At 68.6% G+C, this 19152-nt stretch carries 14 protein-coding genes; 6 read left to right on the top strand and 8 right to left on the bottom strand.

Annotated elements, in window-relative coordinates:
- Positions 1–87 precede the first annotated feature (87 nt).
- From ACUTR7_RS25965 to ACUTR7_RS25950, 4 genes are all read right to left on the bottom strand, one after another.
- Entirely contained in the window at positions 88–1221 is a 1134-nt protein-coding gene (locus ACUTR7_RS25965) for a zinc ribbon domain-containing protein (RefSeq protein ID WP_096914259.1), read from the bottom strand.
- Positions 1222–1288: 67 nt separating this feature from the next.
- The gene (locus ACUTR7_RS25960) at positions 1289–2107 is read right to left on the bottom strand and encodes a DUF2145 domain-containing protein (protein WP_013800300.1); all 819 of its coding nucleotides are present in this window, start codon (positions 2105–2107) and stop codon (positions 1289–1291) included.
- A gap of 8 nt (positions 2108–2115) precedes the next feature.
- Positions 2116–2586 (bottom strand): hypothetical protein, encoded by a 471-nt coding sequence (locus tag ACUTR7_RS25955; protein ID WP_013800299.1) that lies wholly within the window; start codon positions 2584–2586, stop codon positions 2116–2118.
- A 37-nt stretch (positions 2587–2623) separates the two neighbouring features.
- Positions 2624–3097, bottom strand: coding sequence for a YiaA/YiaB family inner membrane protein (locus tag ACUTR7_RS25950; RefSeq protein ID WP_012202471.1), 474 nt, complete (start codon positions 3095–3097; stop codon positions 2624–2626).
- Positions 3098–3407: 310 nt separating this feature from the next.
- Between ACUTR7_RS25950 and ACUTR7_RS25945 the strand changes: the two genes are divergently transcribed.
- The gene (locus ACUTR7_RS25945; RefSeq protein WP_445610161.1) at positions 3408–4592 is read left to right on the top strand and encodes a saccharopine dehydrogenase family protein; all 1185 of its coding nucleotides are present in this window, start codon (positions 3408–3410) and stop codon (positions 4590–4592) included.
- Here ACUTR7_RS25945 and ACUTR7_RS25940 read toward each other — a convergent pair.
- Both ACUTR7_RS25940 and ACUTR7_RS25935 read right to left on the bottom strand, forming a co-directional pair.
- Positions 4589–6553, bottom strand: coding sequence for an MFS transporter (locus ACUTR7_RS25940; RefSeq protein ID WP_071953755.1), 1965 nt, complete (start codon positions 6551–6553; stop codon positions 4589–4591). The genes ACUTR7_RS25945 and ACUTR7_RS25940 overlap by 4 nt on opposite strands.
- An 11-nt stretch (positions 6554–6564) precedes the next feature.
- Positions 6565–7389 (bottom strand): hypothetical protein, encoded by an 825-nt coding sequence (locus ACUTR7_RS25935; protein ID WP_445610160.1) that lies wholly within the window; start codon positions 7387–7389, stop codon positions 6565–6567.
- Between the two features lie 114 nt (positions 7390–7503).
- Here ACUTR7_RS25935 and ACUTR7_RS25930 point away from each other — a divergent pair, with 114 nt between their 5' ends.
- The 5 genes from ACUTR7_RS25930 (at position 7504) to ACUTR7_RS25910 (ending at position 12702) form a co-directional block, all read left to right on the top strand.
- Entirely contained in the window at positions 7504–8244 is a 741-nt protein-coding gene (locus ACUTR7_RS25930; protein ID WP_012202467.1) for a helix-turn-helix domain-containing protein, read from the top strand.
- Between the two features lie 182 nt (positions 8245–8426).
- On the top strand, positions 8427–8816 hold the full coding sequence (locus tag ACUTR7_RS25925) for a YXWGXW repeat-containing protein (RefSeq protein ID WP_013800295.1): 390 nt from the start codon (positions 8427–8429) through the stop codon (positions 8814–8816).
- 162 nt (positions 8817–8978) lie between these two features.
- The gene (locus ACUTR7_RS25920; protein WP_034368821.1) at positions 8979–9986 is read left to right on the top strand and encodes a Bug family tripartite tricarboxylate transporter substrate binding protein; all 1008 of its coding nucleotides are present in this window, start codon (positions 8979–8981) and stop codon (positions 9984–9986) included.
- A 65-nt stretch (positions 9987–10051) separates the two neighbouring features.
- Positions 10052–11533, top strand: coding sequence for a SidA/IucD/PvdA family monooxygenase (locus tag ACUTR7_RS25915; RefSeq protein WP_445610159.1), 1482 nt, complete (start codon positions 10052–10054; stop codon positions 11531–11533).
- Positions 11534–11541: 8 nt separating this feature from the next.
- A complete protein-coding gene (locus tag ACUTR7_RS25910) occupies positions 11542–12702 on the top strand; it encodes a CMD domain-containing protein (protein ID WP_084027426.1) in 1161 nt (386 codons plus the stop codon).
- 137 nt (positions 12703–12839) lie between these two features.
- Here the strand turns inward: ACUTR7_RS25910 and ACUTR7_RS25905 are convergent, their stop codons facing one another.
- Both ACUTR7_RS25905 and ACUTR7_RS25900 read right to left on the bottom strand, forming a co-directional pair.
- A complete protein-coding gene (locus tag ACUTR7_RS25905) occupies positions 12840–15458 on the bottom strand; it encodes a PepSY domain-containing protein (RefSeq protein ID WP_445610158.1) in 2619 nt (872 codons plus the stop codon).
- Between the two features lie 345 nt (positions 15459–15803).
- Positions 15804–19115, bottom strand: a complete 3312-nt coding sequence (locus ACUTR7_RS25900; RefSeq protein WP_445610157.1) for a beta strand repeat-containing protein — start codon at positions 19113–19115, stop codon at positions 15804–15806.
- Between the last annotated feature and the right edge of the window lie 37 nt (positions 19116–19152).

Here is a 19152-nt window from a genome sequence, read left to right as displayed (position 1 = left end):
CTTCAAGGGTCTTGCCGGCTCCGGCCGACACCGCCACAGCCGTCGCCAGGGCCACTTCAGGCGGGGGTCAGGCGGGCTCAGCCAGACTCAACCCGGTGCCGGCCCGGCCTCCTGCACGGGAGGCACGGGAGCCACGGCAGGCGCAGCGGACGTGGAAGGCAGCACGGCTCCCGGCTTCCTGCGGTTGCCATCGGCCTGGGTGCCGCAGCTGTGGCAATAGTGCACAAAGGCGCTCTTGCGGGTATTGCAACTGCCGCAGCGGTCGAACAGGCCTATGCCGCAGTGGGGGCAGAAATCGATGGCGCCGTCCTTCAGGTCCACGGGGCGCTCGCAGCCCGGGCATACGCCCTTGGCCAGGCGGGCCAGGGCCACGTCGTAGCCCAGTTCCTGGCGCCGCTGCGTCTCCGGCAGTGACTCCTGCTGCTTTTGCCGCTCCAGGTAGCGGTTCAGGCCCAGAATGGCCGCACGCCCCAGCAGTACCGTCACCACGATGCCGACCACATAGCGCACGTAGCCGCCGTAATCTGGAAGATAGGGCACGAGTTCGACGAAGAAGGCGAACAGCGCAAAGAAGATGAAGCCCCAGACAAAGGGCCACCAGGTGCTCTTGCGTTGTTTGGCGAACAGCCAGCCGGCCACCAGCAGCAGGGGCAGGGTCAGCGCCAGGCGGTAGAGGAAGACGCGCAGCTCGATGGCGCGCATCTCCTTGCGCCAGGCCTCCATGGCACCGTCGCGCAGACCGTCCCATTGGCGGTTGGCCGCGTCCAGGCGCTGGCGTGCCTGCAGGCTGGCGTCCTGCAGCCGCTCCACGGAGGCGCGTGCGGTGTTCTCTTCCTGCTTGATGGCATCCAGCGCCTGGGTGCGCGACAGCAGCTCGCTGTCCTGCTCGGGCCGGGCCGTGGCACGGCGCGTGGCCACCCAGTTGTCGAAGGTCTCGCGCGCCGAGCGGTAGCGCGCCTGCGTGGCCTGGTACTTGAGGCGCGCGTTCTGCAGCGCCGTCTCCGCCTTGTCGTGATCGGCATCGGCGGCCTTGATCTCGGCCTTGACGGGCTCGGCCGCAGCGGGTGCAATGAAGTCCTCCACCGTGCGCGGCGACTCGACCTGGGGCAGATCCCCCACCACCAGGCCGCCCAGGCCGATGAGGAAGGACGCGAACACCACCGCCACCAGCCACAGGCCTCGGCGGAACCATTTTTCGGGCAGACGCAGTGCCTTGCTCATGGGGAAACTCCTGTTTCAGTGGCCTGCGGCCGAGGAAGACCGCAGGCGGAGGAAGAGCCGGTCCGGCTCAGGGCAGCACGCGTACCGGACCCGCCAGCTGGCTGCGCTGCAGCCACTGCGTCACCGATTCCACGGTCACGGTCTCTATGCGGCTGGCATAGCGCTTGTCGTTGGGATGGTCGTCGAAGGCGATGTTGGCAGCCGTCACGCGCCCGCCCAGCCGCGACAGCGCGCGAATCACCAGCACGCCAGGCTCGTAGCCCTTGAACTGCAGCCAGGCCTGGGCCTGCTCGCGCCGCTGCACCGTGGCCGGCTCCATGGCGGCGGCCAGGGTTTCGGTGGCCCACTGGTTGGACTGCTGGTAGCGCTGGCCCCAGGCATAGCTGACCATGCTGTAGGGCTCGTGCTGCAGGCGCAGCACGGTCTGGGGCTGGGTCAGAAAGGTCCACAGCGCCTGCTGCACGGCGGGCGTGGGCACCTGAACGCCGGCCTCGTAGCGCCACAGGTCGTCCAGGAAGAATTCACCCAGGCCCTGGCGGTAGACATGGCCGCCGGCCGTGCCGCATTCGTTGAGCTTGTGCGCCACGCGCCAGGGGCCTTCGGGGGTCCTGTAGGCCCAGCCGTAGTGGGAATAGTGCAGGTCGTACTTGCTCAGGTCCTGGCCCACGCGCGCCAGCAGCACGACACGGGTGCCGTTCTTCGCATATTCGGCATCCAGCGCCTGGGATGTGCGCTGGGCCAGGTCCAGCCCCTTTTGCAGGGATTGGGGGGTGAGGGGCTTGTCCTCGCAGCTGCGCCCTGCATGGGCCGTGCCCAGCGCGGCGGCCAGCAGCAGCACCAGGCAGGCGGCACGGGCCACAGGGGAAGGGGAAAGAGGCGGTTTCATGGCGGGCATCACAGGCGTTCGTTGTGCAGCAGGGCCTTGCCCATCTCGTTGGGAATAAAGGCCAGCACCTTGCCGGCCGCCGAGATGACAACGCCTGCGCCGATCACGCTGCAGGTCAGCACCGTGCCCACGGCATAGGCCGAGGCGGATGCGCCCCGCCCCACCACTTCCACGCTGGCCTGGGCGCCGTCGGAGGCACGCTCGAGCAGATAGACCGTGCCCGTGGCCGAGGCCTGCACCGCCTTCACGGTCAGCACCGCGCCGCCCACCGACAGCGCGGCCGGCAAGGCCACCACGGCGCCAGCGGCCGTCGAAGCCACCGAAGCCGTGCCCACCACGGAGGCCACGGGCAGCATGGACAGCGCCACGGAGGCCTCGCTTTGCGCATGGGCAGGCGCCATGGCCAGGGCTGCGCACAGCGCACCAGCGGCCAGCAGGGCACGCGGCAGGCGCGCGAAAACGGATTGGTTGACCATCATTGCTTGGACTCCTGGAAATGCGGGGAAGGGGTGGACATCACTCGGCGTCGGCCGGTTGCGCGGCCTCGCGGCGGCCATGCATGCGGGCCTGCGCCAGGTCGGCCTCGTGGCGGTCACGCAGCATCTTGGCCAGCGTGAAGGCGGTGGTGATGAGATAGAGCCAGCTCACGCCCAGGAAGGCCTTGTAGGTCACGTTGATGTCCATGCTCACCAGCCCCCAGCCGGTCAGCGCCATGGACACGGCAAAGCCTCCCCAGACCACCAGCTTCCACATGGGCGTGTCGCCTGCGCCGCTGCGGCCGCCCTCGTTGTCCCGCACGAACTTGGCCAGCACGAAGGCGGCCGAGAGGCAGAACACATAGCCCATCACCATGAAGGCCTGCTCCAGCTGCTCGCCGGGCAGCCATGCCAAGCCGATGGCGCACAGCGAGACCGCAATGCCGAACGACACCCACACCTGCAGTTGCCAGGCCCGGGTATCACGCTGAACGACGATGGGAGAAGAGGACATTTGCCGAGGTGCCCCTCAAGGGCATTGGTTGAACACGGGACGCATGGTGCCCAGACGTAACTTGCGTGTCTGCATTCAACCGTAACAGTGGCCAGACACAGGCCATCGAGTATCTTCAAACGGTACTTTTCAAGTTTTTGACTGTTGTTTACACCCCAAAAAGTTCCTGCATGTGACACCAGTACACAGGACATCGGGCACGGCACCTGGGCGACAGGAACCCTGCGGCGCGCCACAGACAATGCGCCCACCCCGGCTGCAGTGCAGCGGGCAATCGCACGTTCGCCACGCTGATTGATGGAGATCTCCCATGACCAAACCCTTTGACCTCGTCGTCCACGGCGCCACCGGCTTCACGGGCCGGCTGGTGGTGGAGTACCTGCTCAGGCGCTACCCCGCAGGCAGCGGCCTGCGCTGGGCCATGGGCGGGCGCAATGCCGCCAAGCTCGCGGCCGTGCGCGACGAGCTGGGCGCGCCCGCCGATACCCCGCTGGTGGTGACCGACACCGGCAATCCCGCAAGCCTGCAGGCGCTGATGGAGCAGACCCGCCTGGTGCTGACCACCGTCGGCCCCTACCAGCTCTACGGCAACGAACTCGTGGCCGCCTGCGCCAGCGCCGGCGTGGACTATGTGGACCTGTGCGGCGAGCCAGCGTGGATGCGCCAGATGATCGATGCCCACGAGGCCGCCGCCCGGGCCAGCGGCGCGCGCATCGTGTTCTCCTGCGGCTTCGATTCCATTCCCTTCGACCTGGGCGTGTTCATGCTGCAGCGAGAGATGCAGGCCCGCTTCGGCCAGCCCGCCCAGCGCGTGCAGGGCCGGGTGCGCAAGATGAAGGGCACGTTCTCGGGCGGCACGGCAGCCAGCCTCAAGGCCACCATGGCGGCGGCCGCCGCCCAGCCGGGCGTGCTGGAGCTGCTGCGCAATCCGTTCTCGCTCACGCCGGGCTTCGAGGGCCCGCGCCAACCGTCCGGCAGCAAGCCCATGGTGGACGAGGTGCTGGGCCTGTGGGTGGCGCCCTTCGTGATGGCGGCCATCAACACGCGCAACGTGCACCGCTCCAACTTTCTGCTGGGCCATGCCTATGGCGCCGACTTTATCTACGACGAGATGATGGTCACAGGTGCGGGCGAAAAGGGCGAGGCCCTGGCCAACGCCGTGGCGGCCGACAAGTCGCTGGGCGCGGACGACGGCCCCCAGCCTGGCGAGGGGCCATCGCGCGAAGAGCGTGAATCGGGCTTCTACGACGTGCTGTTCATCGGCACCGACACGGCCGGCCACAGCCTGCGCGTGGGCGTCAAGGGCGACCGCGATCCGGGCTACGGCTCCACGTCCAAGATGATCACCGAGGCCGCCGTCTGCCTGCTGCAGGACGCCCCGGACACGCCCGGCGGCATCTGGACCACGGCGCCCGCCATGGGCAACGCGCTCATCGCCAGGCTCAAGGCCAATGCCGGCCTGAGCTTCACGGTAGAGGAACAGAACCCCTCTTAAGCCGCCAGCAGCCGCTGCACGCGCTCGCGCAGCAGCGCGGGCTGCACCTCGGCCTGGGCCATGGGCTGGCCCACGTTCAGGCCCACGCGGTTGAACAGGCCACGGCGGAAGGGCCTCACCATGGCGCCGCCCTGCTCGATACGGCTGAAGTACGAGCCCCAGAGATTGGTCAGCGCCATGGGGACCACGGGCACCTGCAGGCCATCGGCCTGGGCACGCTCGATGATCTTCATGATGCCGCCCCGGAACTCCTGCAGCTGCCCGTCGCGCGTGATGCCGCCCTCGGGGAAGATGGCCAGCAGATCACCCTCGCGCAGCACCTGGGCGGCGCGCTCGAACGCAGCCTCGTAGGTGGCGGGATCTTCCTTCTGGGGCGCGACCGGAATGGCCTTGGCCAGGCGGAACAGCCAGCCCAGCACGGGCACGCGGAAGATGCGGTGGTCCATCAGGAAGTAGATGGGCCGGGGGCTGGCGGCCATGAGCAGCACTGCATCAACAAAGCTCACATGGTTGCAGGCCAGGATGGCCGCGCCGGTGGCCGGAATGTGCTCGTCGCCCTGCACCTTGAAGCGGTACACGAAGCGCGAGGCCACCCAGGCCACGAAGCGCAGCAGGTACTCGGGCACCAGCAAGAAGATGTAGGCCGCCACCACGGCATTGGCAATGCCCGTGATCAGGAACACCTGGGGAATGCTGAAGCCCGCCGCCAGCAGCGCGCCGGCCAGCACGCTGGAGGCGATCATGAACAGCGCGTTGAGGATGTTGTTGGCCGCGATGATCCGCGCGCGGTGCGTGGGCTGGCTGCGCATCTGGATCAGCGCGTACATGGGCACGCTGTAGATGCCGGCCGACAGGGCCAGCATGCCCAGGTCGGCCATCACACGCCAGTGCGCGGGCTGGGCAAAAAAGGCACCCACGCCCATCAGCTCGGAGGCAGGCAGCGCGCGCGAGGCAAAGAACAGGTCCACGGCGAACACGCTCATGCCGATGGCGCCCAGCGGCACCAGGCCGATCTCCACATGGCGGCGGCTGAACACCTCGCACAGCAGCGAGCCCGTACCAATGCCCACGGAAAACACCACCAGCAGCAGCGAGGCCACATGCTCGTCGCCATGCAGCACCTCCTTGGCAAAGCTGGGGAACTGCGCCAGGAACACGGCGCCGAAGAACCACATCCAGCTGATGCCCAGCAGCGAGCGGAACACGGCGGGCTGCTCGCGGGCCAGCTGCAGGTTGCGCCAGGTTTCGGTGAAGGGGTTCCAGTTGATGACCAGGTGCGGGTCGGTGGCCGGTGCATTGGGGATGAACTGCGCAAAGATCCGCCCGATCACCGCCAGCGCCAGGCAGGCCACGGCCACCTGCATATGGCCCACCTCGGGCACGGCCACCAGCAGGCCGCCTGCCACGTTGCCCAGCAGGATGGCCACGAAGGTGCCCATCTCCACCATGCCGTTGCCGCCCGTCAGCTCGCGCTCGCTGAGCACCTGGGGCAGGTAGGCAAATTTCACGGGGCCGAACAGCGTGGAGTGCAGGCCCATCAGGAAGACGCAGCCCAGCAGCAGCGGCACATTGGCCTGGATGAAGCCCCAGGCGGCCAGCGCCATGATGGCGATCTCCAGGTTCTTGACCAGGCGGAACATGCGGGTCTTGTCCCACTTGTCCGTCAGCTGGCCCGAGGTGGCCGAGAACAGCAGGAACGGCAGGATGAACAGCGCCCCGATCACCAGCCCCGCCATGGCCGAAGGCAGCCAGGAGACGCTGAGCTGGTAGGTCACCATCACGGTGAGCGCGAACTTGAACAGGTTGTCGTTGGCCGCCCCCGAGAACTGCGTCCAGAAGAACGGCGCAAAGCGCCGCTGGCCCAGCAGGGCGAACTGGTTGGGGTGCTCGTGCGCGGCCGATGGCACGGCGCCGGCCGTTGCGGTGGGGGCAGACGGGCTGCCGGTCTCTTGCTGGAACATCTTGTTTTCCCTCAACGGTTGGTGGCGCCGCCGTGGCCGCACGCATCGGCGCACATTGTGCCCGTACTGGTCATGCGCGCCGTGCCGGCCGCACGCAGCGCGGCGATCACGGGCAGGGCGGCGGCCGCCGCCACCACATGCTTGAGGCTGTGGCCGGACACCAGCCCGCCCGTGGCCTCGAACACGGCCGCATCGCCCCACTCCAGCAGCTTGGCCGCGCCATACCAGGCAATCACCGCGCCCAGGCGCAGCGCCAGCGCGCCATGGCGCGGCGCCACGCAGGCCAGGCCCAGCACCGCCAGCATGCCGCCGCCCTGCACCAGCGCCCAGGGCAGCAGGTTGCCGCCATGCAGCCAGACCAGCACCGAGGCCACGGCGGCGACCAGCATGGCCACTGCGGCGCGCACGGCCACGCGGTCGGCAATGCGCGATTGCAGCGCCAGCCCCAGCATGCCGGCAAAGGCCATGGACATGCCCAGCCGGTCGCCGGCCAGGGTGGCATCGTGGGGTGCCCAGTGGTAGACGGACGAGCCTATGGCCGAACACGCCAGCCCCGTGAAGAACAGCGCGGCCAGCCAGCGCAGGGCCGGCGCCAGCGCATGGCTACGCCGGTCCAGCAACAGGCGCGCCCCCGTCACGGCGGCCCAGGCAAAGCCCAGGTTGCTGAGCACATCCAGCGCATGGGGCAGCGCCCCCCAGGCGCGCTGATCGGCAAACGCGTGAAAGTCCTGCGGCTGCGGCACGGCGGTGCCAAGCCAGGCGGCCAGCAGCAGCAGGGCAGCGCCCCAGTACAACGCGCGCAGGGCGGCGGCCGGTGAAATCGATACGGATGGCATGTGTTGCTCCTCGTGAAAAGTGAGGCGGAGTGTGGCGAGCCATCGGCCCTTCCAGCATCGTTTTTCTGCACCCGCCGCGCAAACCAGCACCTCGGGTATCGATAATCGCTACCCATGAGCACCACTGCCGACCTCGTCATCGCCCTCAAGAAGGAACTCAAGGCCGCCCAGATGACCTATGCCGACCTGGCGCGCGCCCTGGGCATGGCCGAGTCCAGCGTCAAGCGCATGCTGGCCAAGGGCGACATGCCGCTGTCGCGCATCGATGCCATCTGCCGCGCGCTGAGCCTGGATTTCGCCGACCTGGCGCGCCGCGTGGCCGACAGCCAGCCACTGCTGCAGGAGATGACGCCCGAGCAGGAGAACGCCGTGGTCGCCGACCGCAAGCTGCTGCTGATGGCCATCTGCGTGCTCAGCCAGTGGACGCTGGAGCAGATCGTGGCCACCTACCGCATGACCGAGGCCGAAGGCATCCGCTACCTGGCCCAGCTGGACCGCATCGGCATCATCGAACTGCGCCCCGGCAACCGCTACCGGCTGCGCCTGGCCAAGACCTTCCGCTGGCGCGCGCGCGGGCCGGTGATGGAGTACTTCCGCGAGAACGCCGTGCTCGACTATTTCGGCGGCGGCTTCGACCAGCCCGGTGAGGGCATGCTGATGGTGCACGGCTCCATCGGCCGGCATCTGGCGCCCAGCTTCGTGGAACGCATACAGCGGCTGGCGCATGACTTTTCCCAGCAGCACCTGCAGGACCAGCGCCTGCCGCCGGGCCAGCGCGAGGGCTACACCCTGGTGCTGGCCATGCGCAGCTGGGAATTCACGGCGTTCACGGCGCTCCGAAGAGGCACTGTCTGACGGCGGCTGCAGGACGGCAGCCTGCGCTGCAGCGCCTGGCAACAAGGCTTCACCAAGGCGATACACAAGATTGCAAGACTTCGCGGCGCGGCAACCCGGGATTGACGATGGACCTGCACCATGCAGTCATGGATTCCTTTCACCAGGACTCCAGCCCGATGAACCAAGGACAAGGAGCCGCCATGATTTCCCTTCGCACACCGCTGATCGCCGCCACCCTGGCCCTGGCCGGATGGGCCGGCACCGCGCAGGCCCAGGCCAACGTGACCTATGCGGCGCCGGGCGCCGCCATCTCGGTCCAGTTCGGCGCGCCGCCTCCCATGCGCTACGAGGCGGTTCCTGCACCGCGCCGCGGCTACGTCTGGGCACCCGGCTACTGGCGCCCGCAGGGCCACCGCCATGCCTGGGTGGCCGGCCACTGGGTCAAGGCGCGTCCCGGCTATGTGTACCGCCAGCCCGTGTGGTCGCAGCAGGGCGGCCGCTGGGGCTACGCACCCGGCCGCTGGGACCGTGACCGCGACGGCGTGCCGGACCGCCATGACCGCCGCCCCAACAACCCCTACCGCCATTGATGGGCGCTTGCGCCCGGCATGAAGCCCGCCCCATCGGCGGGCTTTTTGCTGAGCGCTGCGGCCATGCCCACACTGGCTTCATACCAACATATGCATATAAAAGTGGCTCATTAAGTTCTCAGGAAAATATGGGAATTGATTCACCGGATTTCCCTGCACACCATGCGCCCCTCGTTTTTCCGCTCCTGGATTCCCGCCGCCGCCGCGGCCCTGGCCGTCTTCGGCTCCACCGCAGCGGTGGCAGCCGATTCGGCGGCTTCGTGGCCGCACCAGCCCGTGACCATGATCCTGGGCTTCCCGGCAGGCTCGGGCGTGGACGTGATCGCGCGCGGCGTGCAGGAGCCGCTGTCCCAGCGCCTGGGCCAGCCGCTCATCATTGACTACAAGTCGGGAGCGGCCGGCAACATCGCCAGCGAGATCGTGGCGCGCGCCAAGCCGGACGGCTACACGCTGGCCTTCGGCACGGCCGCCACGCACGGCAGCAATGCCGCGCTGTACAAGAAGCTGCCCTTCGATGTGGAAACCGACTTCGTGCCGGTGGCGCCGCTGATCGATGTGTCCAACGTGCTGACCATCAATCCCAACGTGATCAACGTCAAGAACCTCAAGGAGTTCGTGGACGAGATCAAGGCCAACCCCGGCAAGTACAACTACGCCTCCACGGGCAACGGCGCGGGCACGCACATGGCCTTTGCCGAGTTCAATGCGCGCCTGGGCCTGAACATGGTCCACGTGCCCTACAAGGGCGGCCCCGAGGCCATCACCTCGGTGCTGCGCGGCGAGACCTGCTGCATCATGAACCAGGTCCAGACCGTGCTGCCCCACTACAAGAGCGGCAAGGTGCGCCTGCTGGGCGTGACCACGGCCAAGCCCGTGGAAGTCATCAAGGAAGTGCCCACCATCGCCTCCAGCGGCCTGACGGGCACCAAGGGCTTCGACAGCTCGATCTGGTTCGGCATCTTCGCGCCCAAGGGCACGGACCCGGCCATCGTGGCCAAGCTCAGCCAGGCCGTGCGCGAGGTGCTGGAGCTGCCCGAGGTGCGTGCGCGCTTCGAGTCCCAGGGCAATGCCATCCGCATCGAAACGCCCGAGCAGTTCAAGAAAACCGTGCACAACGACCGCCTGAAGTGGGCACAGGTGGTCAAAGACGCGAAAATCAGCATCGATTGATGCCGCGCGCGCCTGCAGGCCCTGCCCCGCTGGCGCGCCTTTCCTCGTGAGTTCCTGGTGAGTCTATGTCCCTGACCGAACCGGCAGCCCCGGCCCCTGCGGGCCTGGCTGCCCTTGAAGAACGCCTGCGCGACGACCTCGTCGCCCTGGGCTGGCCTGCCAAGGCCTGGATTCCTCCCTCCACCCGCGACGGCCAGCCCGTGCACGATGTCCTGGTCATCGGCGCCGGCCAGGCCGGCCTCGCCCTGTCGGCCGCGCTGTCCCAGCTGGGCATCGCGGCCGTTTTGCTGGACAAGGCCCCGCTGGACTTCGAAGGCCCCTGGGCCACGACGGCGCGCATGGAAACCCTGCGCTCGCCCAAGGAGCTGACCGGCCCCGCGCTGGGCCTGCCCTCGCTGACCTTCCGCGCCTGGTTCATCGCCCAATTGGGCCGCGAAGCCTGGGCCGCGCTGGACAAGATCCCGCGCCTGCAGTGGATGGACTACCTGCGCTGGTACCGCCGCGTGATGCGCTGCGACGTGCGCAACGGCCACCAGGTCACCGCCATCCGCCCGCAGGCCGACGGCACGGTCGAGGTCGATGTGACGGCCGATGGCGCCTCGCGCACCTGGCTGGCGCGCCGCGTGGTGCTGGCCACGGGCCGCGACGGCCTGGGCGGCCCGCAGATCCCCGCCTTCATGCAGGGTGTGGACCGCAGCCGCTGGGCGCATTCGTCCGACGTGCTCGACTACCGCCGCCTGGCCGGCCTGCACGTGGGCGTGGTGGGCGCGGGCTCGTCGGCCATGGACAGCGCGGCCACCGCGCTGGAGAACGGCGCCGCCAGCGTGGACCTGCTGGTGCGCCGCAGCGACCTGCCGCGCATCAACAAATCCAAGGGCTCGGGCACGCCCGGCCTCACGCACGGCCAGTTCCTGCTGCCCGACGCCTGGAAATGGCGCATACGCCACTACATCAACGTGCAGCAGGTGCCACCTCCGCACGGCAGCACGCTGCGCGTCTCGCGCCATGCCAACGCCCACTTCAACCTGGGCTGCGCCGTGCAGAAGGTGGAGCAGGACGGAGACCGGCTGCGCGTGGACACGCCGCGCGGCGTGTTCGTGCTGGACTTCCTGATCGTCTCCACCGGCTTTGCCATCGACTGGCGCCAGCGCCCCGAGTTCGCCGACCTGGCGCCCCATGTGCGCATCTGGAGCGACCGCTTCGTGCCCGAGGCGGGTGCCGAGGACCAGGAACTGTCGGACTCGCCCGACCTGGGCCCGCTGTTCGAGTTCCAGGAAAAGACGCCCGGCGCCCTGCCCGGCCTGGACCATGTGCACTGCTTTTGCTATCCGGCCGCGCTGTCGCACGGCACGGTGTCGGGCGATATCCCCGCCATCAGCGACGGCGCGCGCAAGCTGGCCCAGGGCCTGGCCTCGCTGTTCTACCGCGAGGACCTGGAACACCACTACGCCCAGTTGCAGTCCTATTCCGAGCCTGAGCTCGACGGCAGCGAATGGACGCCCGCCGACCCCGAAGCCCGCGTGCGGGCCCTGGCAGACAAGACCTGAGATACCCCATGACCACCGCCAACGACACCATCGACCGCCTGGCCGGCCTGACCGACCAGTCCCCCGTTTTCGCCACGCGCCGCCAGCGCGACAAGGTGGCCATTGCCACCCAGGCCTGCGAGGACCTGCTGCTGGGCGACGGCCTGGCCGACAGCCTGTCGCGCGCCGAGCGCCTGGTGCTGGCCAGCGAGCAATGCCGCGTCAGCGGCGTGCAGGCCCTGGCCGATGAATACCGCCAGCGTGCCGAATCCCTGGGCGATGCCCTGACGCCCGCGCTGCGCACCGTGCTGGCCCAGCCCGGCGCCCAGACCGGCAATGCGCGCCTGGATGCGGCCCTGCACTTTGTGCGCACCCTGGCCCTGCACCCGGCCGAGAGCGACCGCGCCGCCCTGCTGGCCATGCCCGAGTCCGGCCTGTCCATCGACGACACCGTGCTGGTGGCCCAGCTGGTGGGCTTCATCGCCTACCAATTGCGCCTGTTCGCGGGCGTGCAAGCCATGGACGCGCTGGGCGGCCAGGCCAGCGCACCGGCTGCCGAAGCCGCCGCCGCACCCTTCGTGCACCCCGCCAACCTGCCGCCACCGGGCGAGCCGCTGCGCCGCAACGGCTACACCAGCGAAACGCTGGACTGGACGTCCTGGCTGCCCGTGCTCGACCCCGCCACGGCCACGGCCGAGCAGCAGGCCGTGCTGGACCTGAGCCACCCCAAGGCGCGCACGTCGGACTTCTACCTGCTGCTGGCCCGCCAGCCGCGCGTGCTGTCGGAGCGCTCGCAGGCCTTCAACGCCATCATGTACGCGCCCGGCGGCCTGTCGCGCGCCGAGCGCGAGGTGGCGGCCACGGCCGTCTCGCGCTCCAACGGCTGCGTGTACTGCGCATCGGTCCACGCCCAGCGCTTCGAGCAGTTGGCCAAGCGCAACGATGTCATGGCCCAGATGTTCGATGACCCCGACACGGCCGGCACCAATGCGCGCGAACGCGCCATCATCCAGTCCTCGCTGGCCCTGACGCGCGCGCCCGGCAGCTTTGGCGCCGCCCAGCTGCAGCCGCTGCGCGATGCCGGCCTCACCGACCAGGAAATCCTGGACATGCTGCACTCGGCCGCGCTGTTCGGCTGGGCGAACCGGTTGATGCTCAATCTCGGGAAAGAGAAGTACATCACCCCCTGAGGCGCTTACGCGCCTTCCCCCTCTCTCGCTACGCGGGAGGGGGACGACACCCTCGCGGCGGGGCGGCCCTTGCTCGGTGTCCCTGACTTGGGCCGCGCCAGTTTCATGCGCTGTGCATTAAGACGCGGCGCTTCACCTCAGTACACATCCCTGCGGTAACGGCCTTCGACGATCAGGTCTTCGACGGCGGTAGCGCCCAGGATGTCGGCCAGCGCGGCATCGACGCCTGCGGCCATGCCGTCGGCGCTGCCGCAGACGTAAAGCACGGCGCCGTCGGCGATCCAGTCGCGCAGGGGTTCGGCGGCTTCGCGCAGGGCGTCCTGCACGTAGCGGCGCCGGGCCTGGTCGCGGGAGTAGATGAAGTCGGCGCGCTGCAGCTTGCCTGCGGCCAGCCAGCCGGAGACCTCGGCCTCGCAGTACCCGTCATGGGCCCGCTGGCGTTCGCCGAACAGCAGCCAGTTGCGGTGACGGCCTGCGTGCATGCGCGCCAGCAGGTGGCCGCGCAGGCCGGCATAGCCGGAGCCGTTGCCGATGAAGATGGCCGGCGCATCGGGCTCGGCATCTGCCTCTTCACGCGGCTCGAAGGCGCGGTTTTCCACCAGTCTCATGGCCACGGATGTGCCCGGGGCCGCATGCGCCGTCAGCCAGCCCGACGCCACGCCCAGGCCGCCGTCATGGCGGGCCTGGCGCACCAACAGCCGCACATGGCCGTCCTGCGGCAGCGAGGCGACCGAGTAGCTGCGCGGCAGCAGCGGCCGCAGCGCATCGGCCACGGCCTGGGGCGCGGTGCCGGGGGCGATGTCGCCCGGGGCCGGCAGCACGCTGGCGGCCAGCGCCTCACCCAGCGTGCAGGTCTGCTGGCGCCATTGCACGGTGGCAGAGCCGTCGCATTCCTGGGCGGCCAACCAGGCCTGCACGGTGGCTGCGCCATGGCGTGGCAGCACCTCGGCCAGCGCACCAGCCCGCCACAGCGGGGCCACGCCTTCGGGCGGCGACAGTTCCAGCACGTAGAGACCGGCGCCCTGGCTGCCCGCATTGCACAGGCTGCGCGCCTGCAGCGGCCATGCGGCAAAGGCCGTGGCATCGGCCAGCGGGCCTGCAGCGGACGCAGGCAGCGCATCCGATGCAGGCGGCATGGCTCCGAAATGCCCAGCCAGCGCCTGCTGCCAGGCATTCCAGGCCTGGGGTTGCTCGCCATCCATCTCGATCAGCGGAAACACGGGCTGTGCGCCCAGGCGGCGCAGTTGGTGGTCCAGCGCATGACCAAAGCCGCAGAAGGCCGCGTACTGCCGGTCGCCCAACGCCAGCAGGCCGTATTGCAGGTGCGGCAGGGCCGAGCCCGAGGCCGCGCCCAGCAGGCGCGCAAAGCGGCGTGCGGCATCGGGCGGGTCACCTTCGCCGAAGGTGCTGGCCACGAAGAGCACGCGCCGGTGGTGGCGCAGTTGCTCGGCATCCAGCGCCGCCACGGATTGCAGGCTAGCCGCCATGCCTGCGCCGCGCAGCGCAGCCACAGTGGCCACGGCCAGGCGCTCGGCGCGGCCGGCCTGGCTGGCAAAGGCGACCAGCACGGTGTCCTGGCCCGCAGGCGCGGACGGTGGCGGGTCCGCCATCAGCGCCTGGCGCTCCTTGGCCAGGGCGCGCGCCTTGCGCCGGCGGTCCAGGTAGAGCATCCAGCCCGTGATGGCGAACAGGGGCATGATCAGCGAGGCCAGCGTCATGAAGATGCGCCCCGGCATGCCGAAATAGGTGCCCATGTGCAGCGGGTAGATGGCGCCCACGGCGCGGCGGCCCGTGGGCAGGTCGGCATAGCGCTCGTCGCGCTGCACGGCGCCGTCGGGCAGCAGGGCCATCTGGTTGCGCGCGCGCTCATGAGAGGCTTCGGCATCCAGCCAGCTGATCTGCAGGGGCTGGCCCGCGCGCTCGGGCAGGCGCAGCTGGGCGAACTGCCAGCCATGGGCGATGCGCTCGAAGGCGGCCCAGCCGGGCGCGATGTCGATGGACTGCTGCGCGCCAGCCGGCTCAGGCCGGCCGCCACCGGATTTCGAGGACGGCGCCGCGGCAGCGGCCACACGCGGCGGCACGCCGGCCCAGCCATCCACCGTGCTGCGCACCACGCCAAAGGCCCAGTACATGCCGGTGCAGGTGAACACCACATAGGCCACCAGGGCCCAGGTGCCCGCCACCGAGTGCAGGCCCCAGAGGAAGGAGCGGCCCTTGAGCGCCGGATCGAAGGTCAGCCAGGTGCGCCATGACAGCGGCCGGCGCGGCCAGCGCAGGTACAGGCCCGACAGCGACAGCATCAGCAGCAGGCCGGCCAGCGTGCCGGTGATGGGCTTGCCGTCATCGCGCGACAGCAGCAGCCAGCGGTGCAGGCGCTCCACCCATTCGAAAAACTCCGTGCCGTGCTGCTCAGGCAGCTGCGCGCCCGTGTAGGGATCGAAAAAGACCGTCTGGCCCCGGCGCTGGCCGGCCGGCGGCTTGAAGGCCACCTGGGCCGAGCGGCCGGGCTCGGCAAAGACGGTGATGCGCTGGACCACGCGCTGCTCACCGGCCTCGCGCAGCGCCTGCACAATCTGCGGCGGCGCCAGCGGCGCGGCATCGCGCGCGGGCACGGAGGCAGTGCCGGGATTCATCCATCCCAGGATTTCCTCGTGGAACGAGAACACCGCGCCCGACAGCCCGATGACGATGAGCACCGTACCGGCCGTAATGCCGACGAACCAGTGCAACTGGAACCAGATTTTCTTGAAAGTCATGGGGAGCAGGCGAGCAGGCGACGTCGGTCGGAAATCCATTGCGGTGCGCAACGGAACATCAGGACAGAACGGTGCATGGAAGGCAGGCGGGCAGAGATGAAAGTGCGCGGCACCTGTGCATCGGCCCCGGGCGGCGTTGGCCGGGACTTGTCGACGGAAGGCACCAATCAGCGAGAAATTCTAAATTGTTCTCATTTACGGCGTGTTGCACGCGCGATAGGCCCGCAAGGCGGCCTGGGGTTACGGGCAGGCTTGAGCCGCCGGGATGCAGTGCCTGCGCCCAATGGAAATCGCCTGCCGAAACAGGTTCGGCAGGCGATGGTTCAGCTCCTCTTCAACCGTGTGTCAACCGCGTCTGCGGCGCAGATTCCACAGGCCTGCGGCCAGCATCAGCAGCATGGCCATGGCGAGCATGCGAGGTTCGAGCGCAGGGATCGGCGTGGCATCCGGTGCCGCACCCACACGCGCCGGACCGCTGGGATCCACGATCACGCCATTGGCTGCGCGATCATCATCACCCTGGCCGCCATCAGTGACCACCACCGAGGTCGTATTGCCCGACACCACCGCACCCGGAGGCTGATACCAGGAGTCCGCCGCCCCTGCGGACGCTGGACCGAACTTCCAGTACGCCATTCCGGTCACCGGACCCGGCCAGGTGACGCTGACCGTTATCGAGCTGCTGGCCGTACAGCCCCGGGCCACGAAGTGCACATTGCCGTACGGGAAGCTCAACTGGCCCGGCGCACCCGCCGCAGCCGCGACGAAGGACGACTGCGACACATCGAACCCGCAGCCCGCGCCACCACCGCTCAAGGTCGCCGTGGCGTTGCCTGCCCCGGTGGCTGTCGGACCCGTGAAGGTCGTTCCGAGCACGTTGAGCGAAGTCGTTGTGGCAGGTCCGGTATTGCCATTGCCAGGATTGGTCTGGGTCGCGCTGATCGTATGCAGACCCGGCGTCGGCAAGCCGCCGCCTGGCGTGCAGCTCCACGTCTGATCGGCCGCGACGATTGCCGTACACAGCGTCGTCGAGCCATCCTTCACCGTGATCGTGTAACCCGGCGTGCCGGTGCCGGATATCTGCGGATAGCCTCCCACCGTGGTCGGCGAAACCGTCAGCGTCGGAGCCACCGGCACCTGCGTGCTGGGAGTGACCGGCGTTGCTGGTGTCGATGCACAGTTCACAGTGCACCCTGCCGTCGGATTGACGGGGTTGATGCCGCCAGACGGATCGTAGGAAGCCGTGTTCGTGCTCGAACCCACAGCCGTCGGCACAGCCGGCAGGTTGAAGCTGGTGCTGCCACCGGCCGCCACTGCCGCAGTGAAGTTCACCGTACACGTCAGCACAGAGCTGCCGTTACCCGCAAACGGGAAGGTGTTGGGCGTGCAGGTCGCACTGGCCACGTTCGCGCCAGTCGGCACGCCCGTGATGCTGATACCCGCAGGCACCAGGTCCTTGATGGTCACGCTGTTGGCAGGGCCAAACGCTCCAGCCGCATTCGCTACCGTGAAGGCGTAGTTGAACGGCGTGCCCACAGCCAGGCTACCCGGGTTGGCCTTGGTGACCGTCAACGCTGGCGTGCCAGGCGTGACCGGAGTCACCGGCGTGGAAGCGCAGTCTGTCGTGCAACCGGCCGTCGGATTGACGGGGTTGATGCCGCCCGACGGATCGTAGGAAGCCGTGTTCGTGCTCGAACCCACAGCCGTCGGCACAGCTGGCAGGTTGAAGCTGGTGCTGCCACCCGCTGCCACTGCCGCAGTGAAGTTCACCGTACACGTCAGCACGGAACTGCCGTTACCCGCAAACGGGAAGGTGTTGGGCGTGCAGGTCGCACTGGCCACGTTCGCGCCGGTCGGCACTCCCGTGATGCTGATGCCCGCAGGCACCAGATCCTTGATAGTCACGCTGGTTGCGGGGCCGAAGGCACCGGCGGCGTTATTCACCGTGAAGGCGTAGTTGAAAGGCGTGCCCACCGCCAGGCTGCCTGGGTTGGCCTTGGTGACCGTCAGCGCAGGAGTACCAGGGGTCACCGGCGTGGAAGGCGTCGATGCGCAATCCGTCGTGCAACCCGCCGTCGGATTGACGGGGCTGATGCCACCCGACGGATCGTAGGAGGCCGTGTTCGTACTCGAGCCCACAGCCGTCGGAACAGCCGGCAGGTTGAAGCTGGTGCTGCCACCCGCTGCCACCGGTGTGGTGAAGTTCACCGTACACGTCAGCACGGAGCTGCCGTTACCCGCAAACGGGAAGGTGTTGGGCGTGCAGGTCGCGCTGGCCACGTTTGCACCAGTCGGCACGCCCGTGATGCTGATGCCCGCAGGCACCAGGTCCTTGATGGTCACGCTGTTGGCAGGGCCAAACGCTCCAGCCGCATTCGCTACCGTGAAGGCGTAGTTGAACGGCGTGCCCACCGCCAGGCTACCGGGGTTGGCTTTGGTGACCGTCAGCGCAGGCGTACCAGGCGTGACCGGTGTGGTGGGTGTCGACGCGCAGTCTGTCGTGCACCCTGCCGTCGGATTGACGGGGTTGATGCCGCCCGACGGATCGTAGGAGGCCGTGTTCGTGCTCGAACCCACAGCCGTCGGCACAGCTGGCAGGTTGAAGCTACTGTTGCTGCCAGCCGCCACCGGCGTGGTGAAGCTCACCGTACACGTCAGCACGGAGCTGCCGTTACCCGCAAACGGGAAGGTGTTGGGCGTGCAGGTCGCGCTGGCCACGTTTGCGCCGGTCGGCACACCAGTGATGCTGATGCCTGCCGGCACCAGGTCCTTGATGGTCACGCTGGTGGCGGGACCAAACGCTCCAGCCGCATTCGCTACCGTGAAGGCGTAGTTGAAAGGCGTGCCCACAGCCAGGCTGCCGGGATTGGCCTTGGTGACCGTCAGCGCAGGAGTACCAGGGGTCACCGGCGTGGAAGGCGTCGATGCGCAATCCGTCGTGCAACCCGCCGTCGGATTGACGGGGTTGATGCCGCCCGATGGATCGTACGAGGCTGTGTTCGTGCTCGAACCCACCGCCGTCGGCACAGCCGGCAGGTTGAAGCTGGTGTTGCCACCGGCCGCCACTGCCGCAGTGAAGTTCACGGTGCAAGACAGGATCGCCGTGCCATTGCCCACGAAGGGGAAGGTGTTGGGCGTGCAGGTCGCGCTGGCCACGTTCGCGCCGGTCGGCACGCCCGTGATGCTGATGCCTGCCGGCACCAGATCCTTGATGGTCACGCTGGTGGCGGGACCGAAGGCACTGGCAGCGTTGGACACGGAGAACGCGTAGTTGAAGGGCGTGCCCACAGCCAGGCTACCCGGGTTGGCCTTGGTAACCGTCAGCGCAGGCGTGCCCGGCGTGACCGGAGTCACCGGCGTGGAAGCGCAGTCTGTCGTGCAACCGGCTGTCGGATTGACGGGGCTGATGCCGCCGGACGGATCGTAGGAAGCCGTGTTCGTGCTCGAACCCACAGCCGTCGGCACAGCCGGCAGGTTGAAGCTGGTGTTGCCACCGGCCGCCACTGCCGCAGTGAAATTCACCGTGCAAGACAGGATCGCCGTGCCATTGCCCACGAAGGGGAAGGTATTGGGCGTGCAGGTCGCGCTGGCCACGTTTGCGCCGGTCGGCACGCCCGTGATGCTGATACCCGCAGGCACCAGGTCCTTGATGGTCACGCTGGTGGCGGGACCAAACGCTCCAGCCGCATTCGCT

The organism is Delftia sp. NA_296.1 (assembly GCF_052692095.1).
The sequence above is the reverse complement of the archived record's forward strand: the minus strand, read 5'-3'. Positions and strand labels throughout refer to the sequence as shown.

Excerpts from the sequence above, each read along its gene's own strand:
- ACUTR7_RS25915 (WP_445610159.1), top strand. The coding sequence starts at position 10,052 with ATGTCCCTGACCGAACCGGCAGCCCCGGCCCCTGCGGGCCTGGCTGCC.
- ACUTR7_RS25930 (WP_012202467.1), top strand. The coding sequence starts at position 7,504 with ATGAGCACCACTGCCGACCTCGTCATCGCCCTCAAGAAGGAACTCAAG.
- ACUTR7_RS25945 (WP_445610161.1), top strand. The coding sequence starts at position 3,408 with ATGACCAAACCCTTTGACCTCGTCGTCCACGGCGCCACCGGCTTCACG.
- ACUTR7_RS25910 (WP_084027426.1), top strand. The coding sequence starts at position 11,542 with ATGACCACCGCCAACGACACCATCGACCGCCTGGCCGGCCTGACCGAC.
- ACUTR7_RS25950 (WP_012202471.1), bottom strand. The coding sequence starts at position 3,097 with ATGTCCTCTTCTCCCATCGTCGTTCAGCGTGATACCCGGGCCTGGCAA.
- ACUTR7_RS25920 (WP_034368821.1), top strand. The coding sequence starts at position 8,979 with ATGCGCCCCTCGTTTTTCCGCTCCTGGATTCCCGCCGCCGCCGCGGCC.
- ACUTR7_RS25960 (WP_013800300.1), bottom strand. The coding sequence starts at position 2,107 with ATGAAACCGCCTCTTTCCCCTTCCCCTGTGGCCCGTGCCGCCTGCCTG.
- ACUTR7_RS25965 (WP_096914259.1), bottom strand. The coding sequence starts at position 1,221 with ATGAGCAAGGCACTGCGTCTGCCCGAAAAATGGTTCCGCCGAGGCCTG.
- ACUTR7_RS25955 (WP_013800299.1), bottom strand. The coding sequence starts at position 2,586 with ATGATGGTCAACCAATCCGTTTTCGCGCGCCTGCCGCGTGCCCTGCTG.
- ACUTR7_RS25940 (WP_071953755.1), bottom strand. The coding sequence starts at position 6,553 with ATGTTCCAGCAAGAGACCGGCAGCCCGTCTGCCCCCACCGCAACGGCC.
- ACUTR7_RS25905 (WP_445610158.1), bottom strand. The coding sequence starts at position 15,458 with ATGACTTTCAAGAAAATCTGGTTCCAGTTGCACTGGTTCGTCGGCATT.
- ACUTR7_RS25925 (WP_013800295.1), top strand. The coding sequence starts at position 8,427 with ATGATTTCCCTTCGCACACCGCTGATCGCCGCCACCCTGGCCCTGGCC.
- ACUTR7_RS25935 (WP_445610160.1), bottom strand. The coding sequence starts at position 7,389 with ATGCCATCCGTATCGATTTCACCGGCCGCCGCCCTGCGCGCGTTGTAC.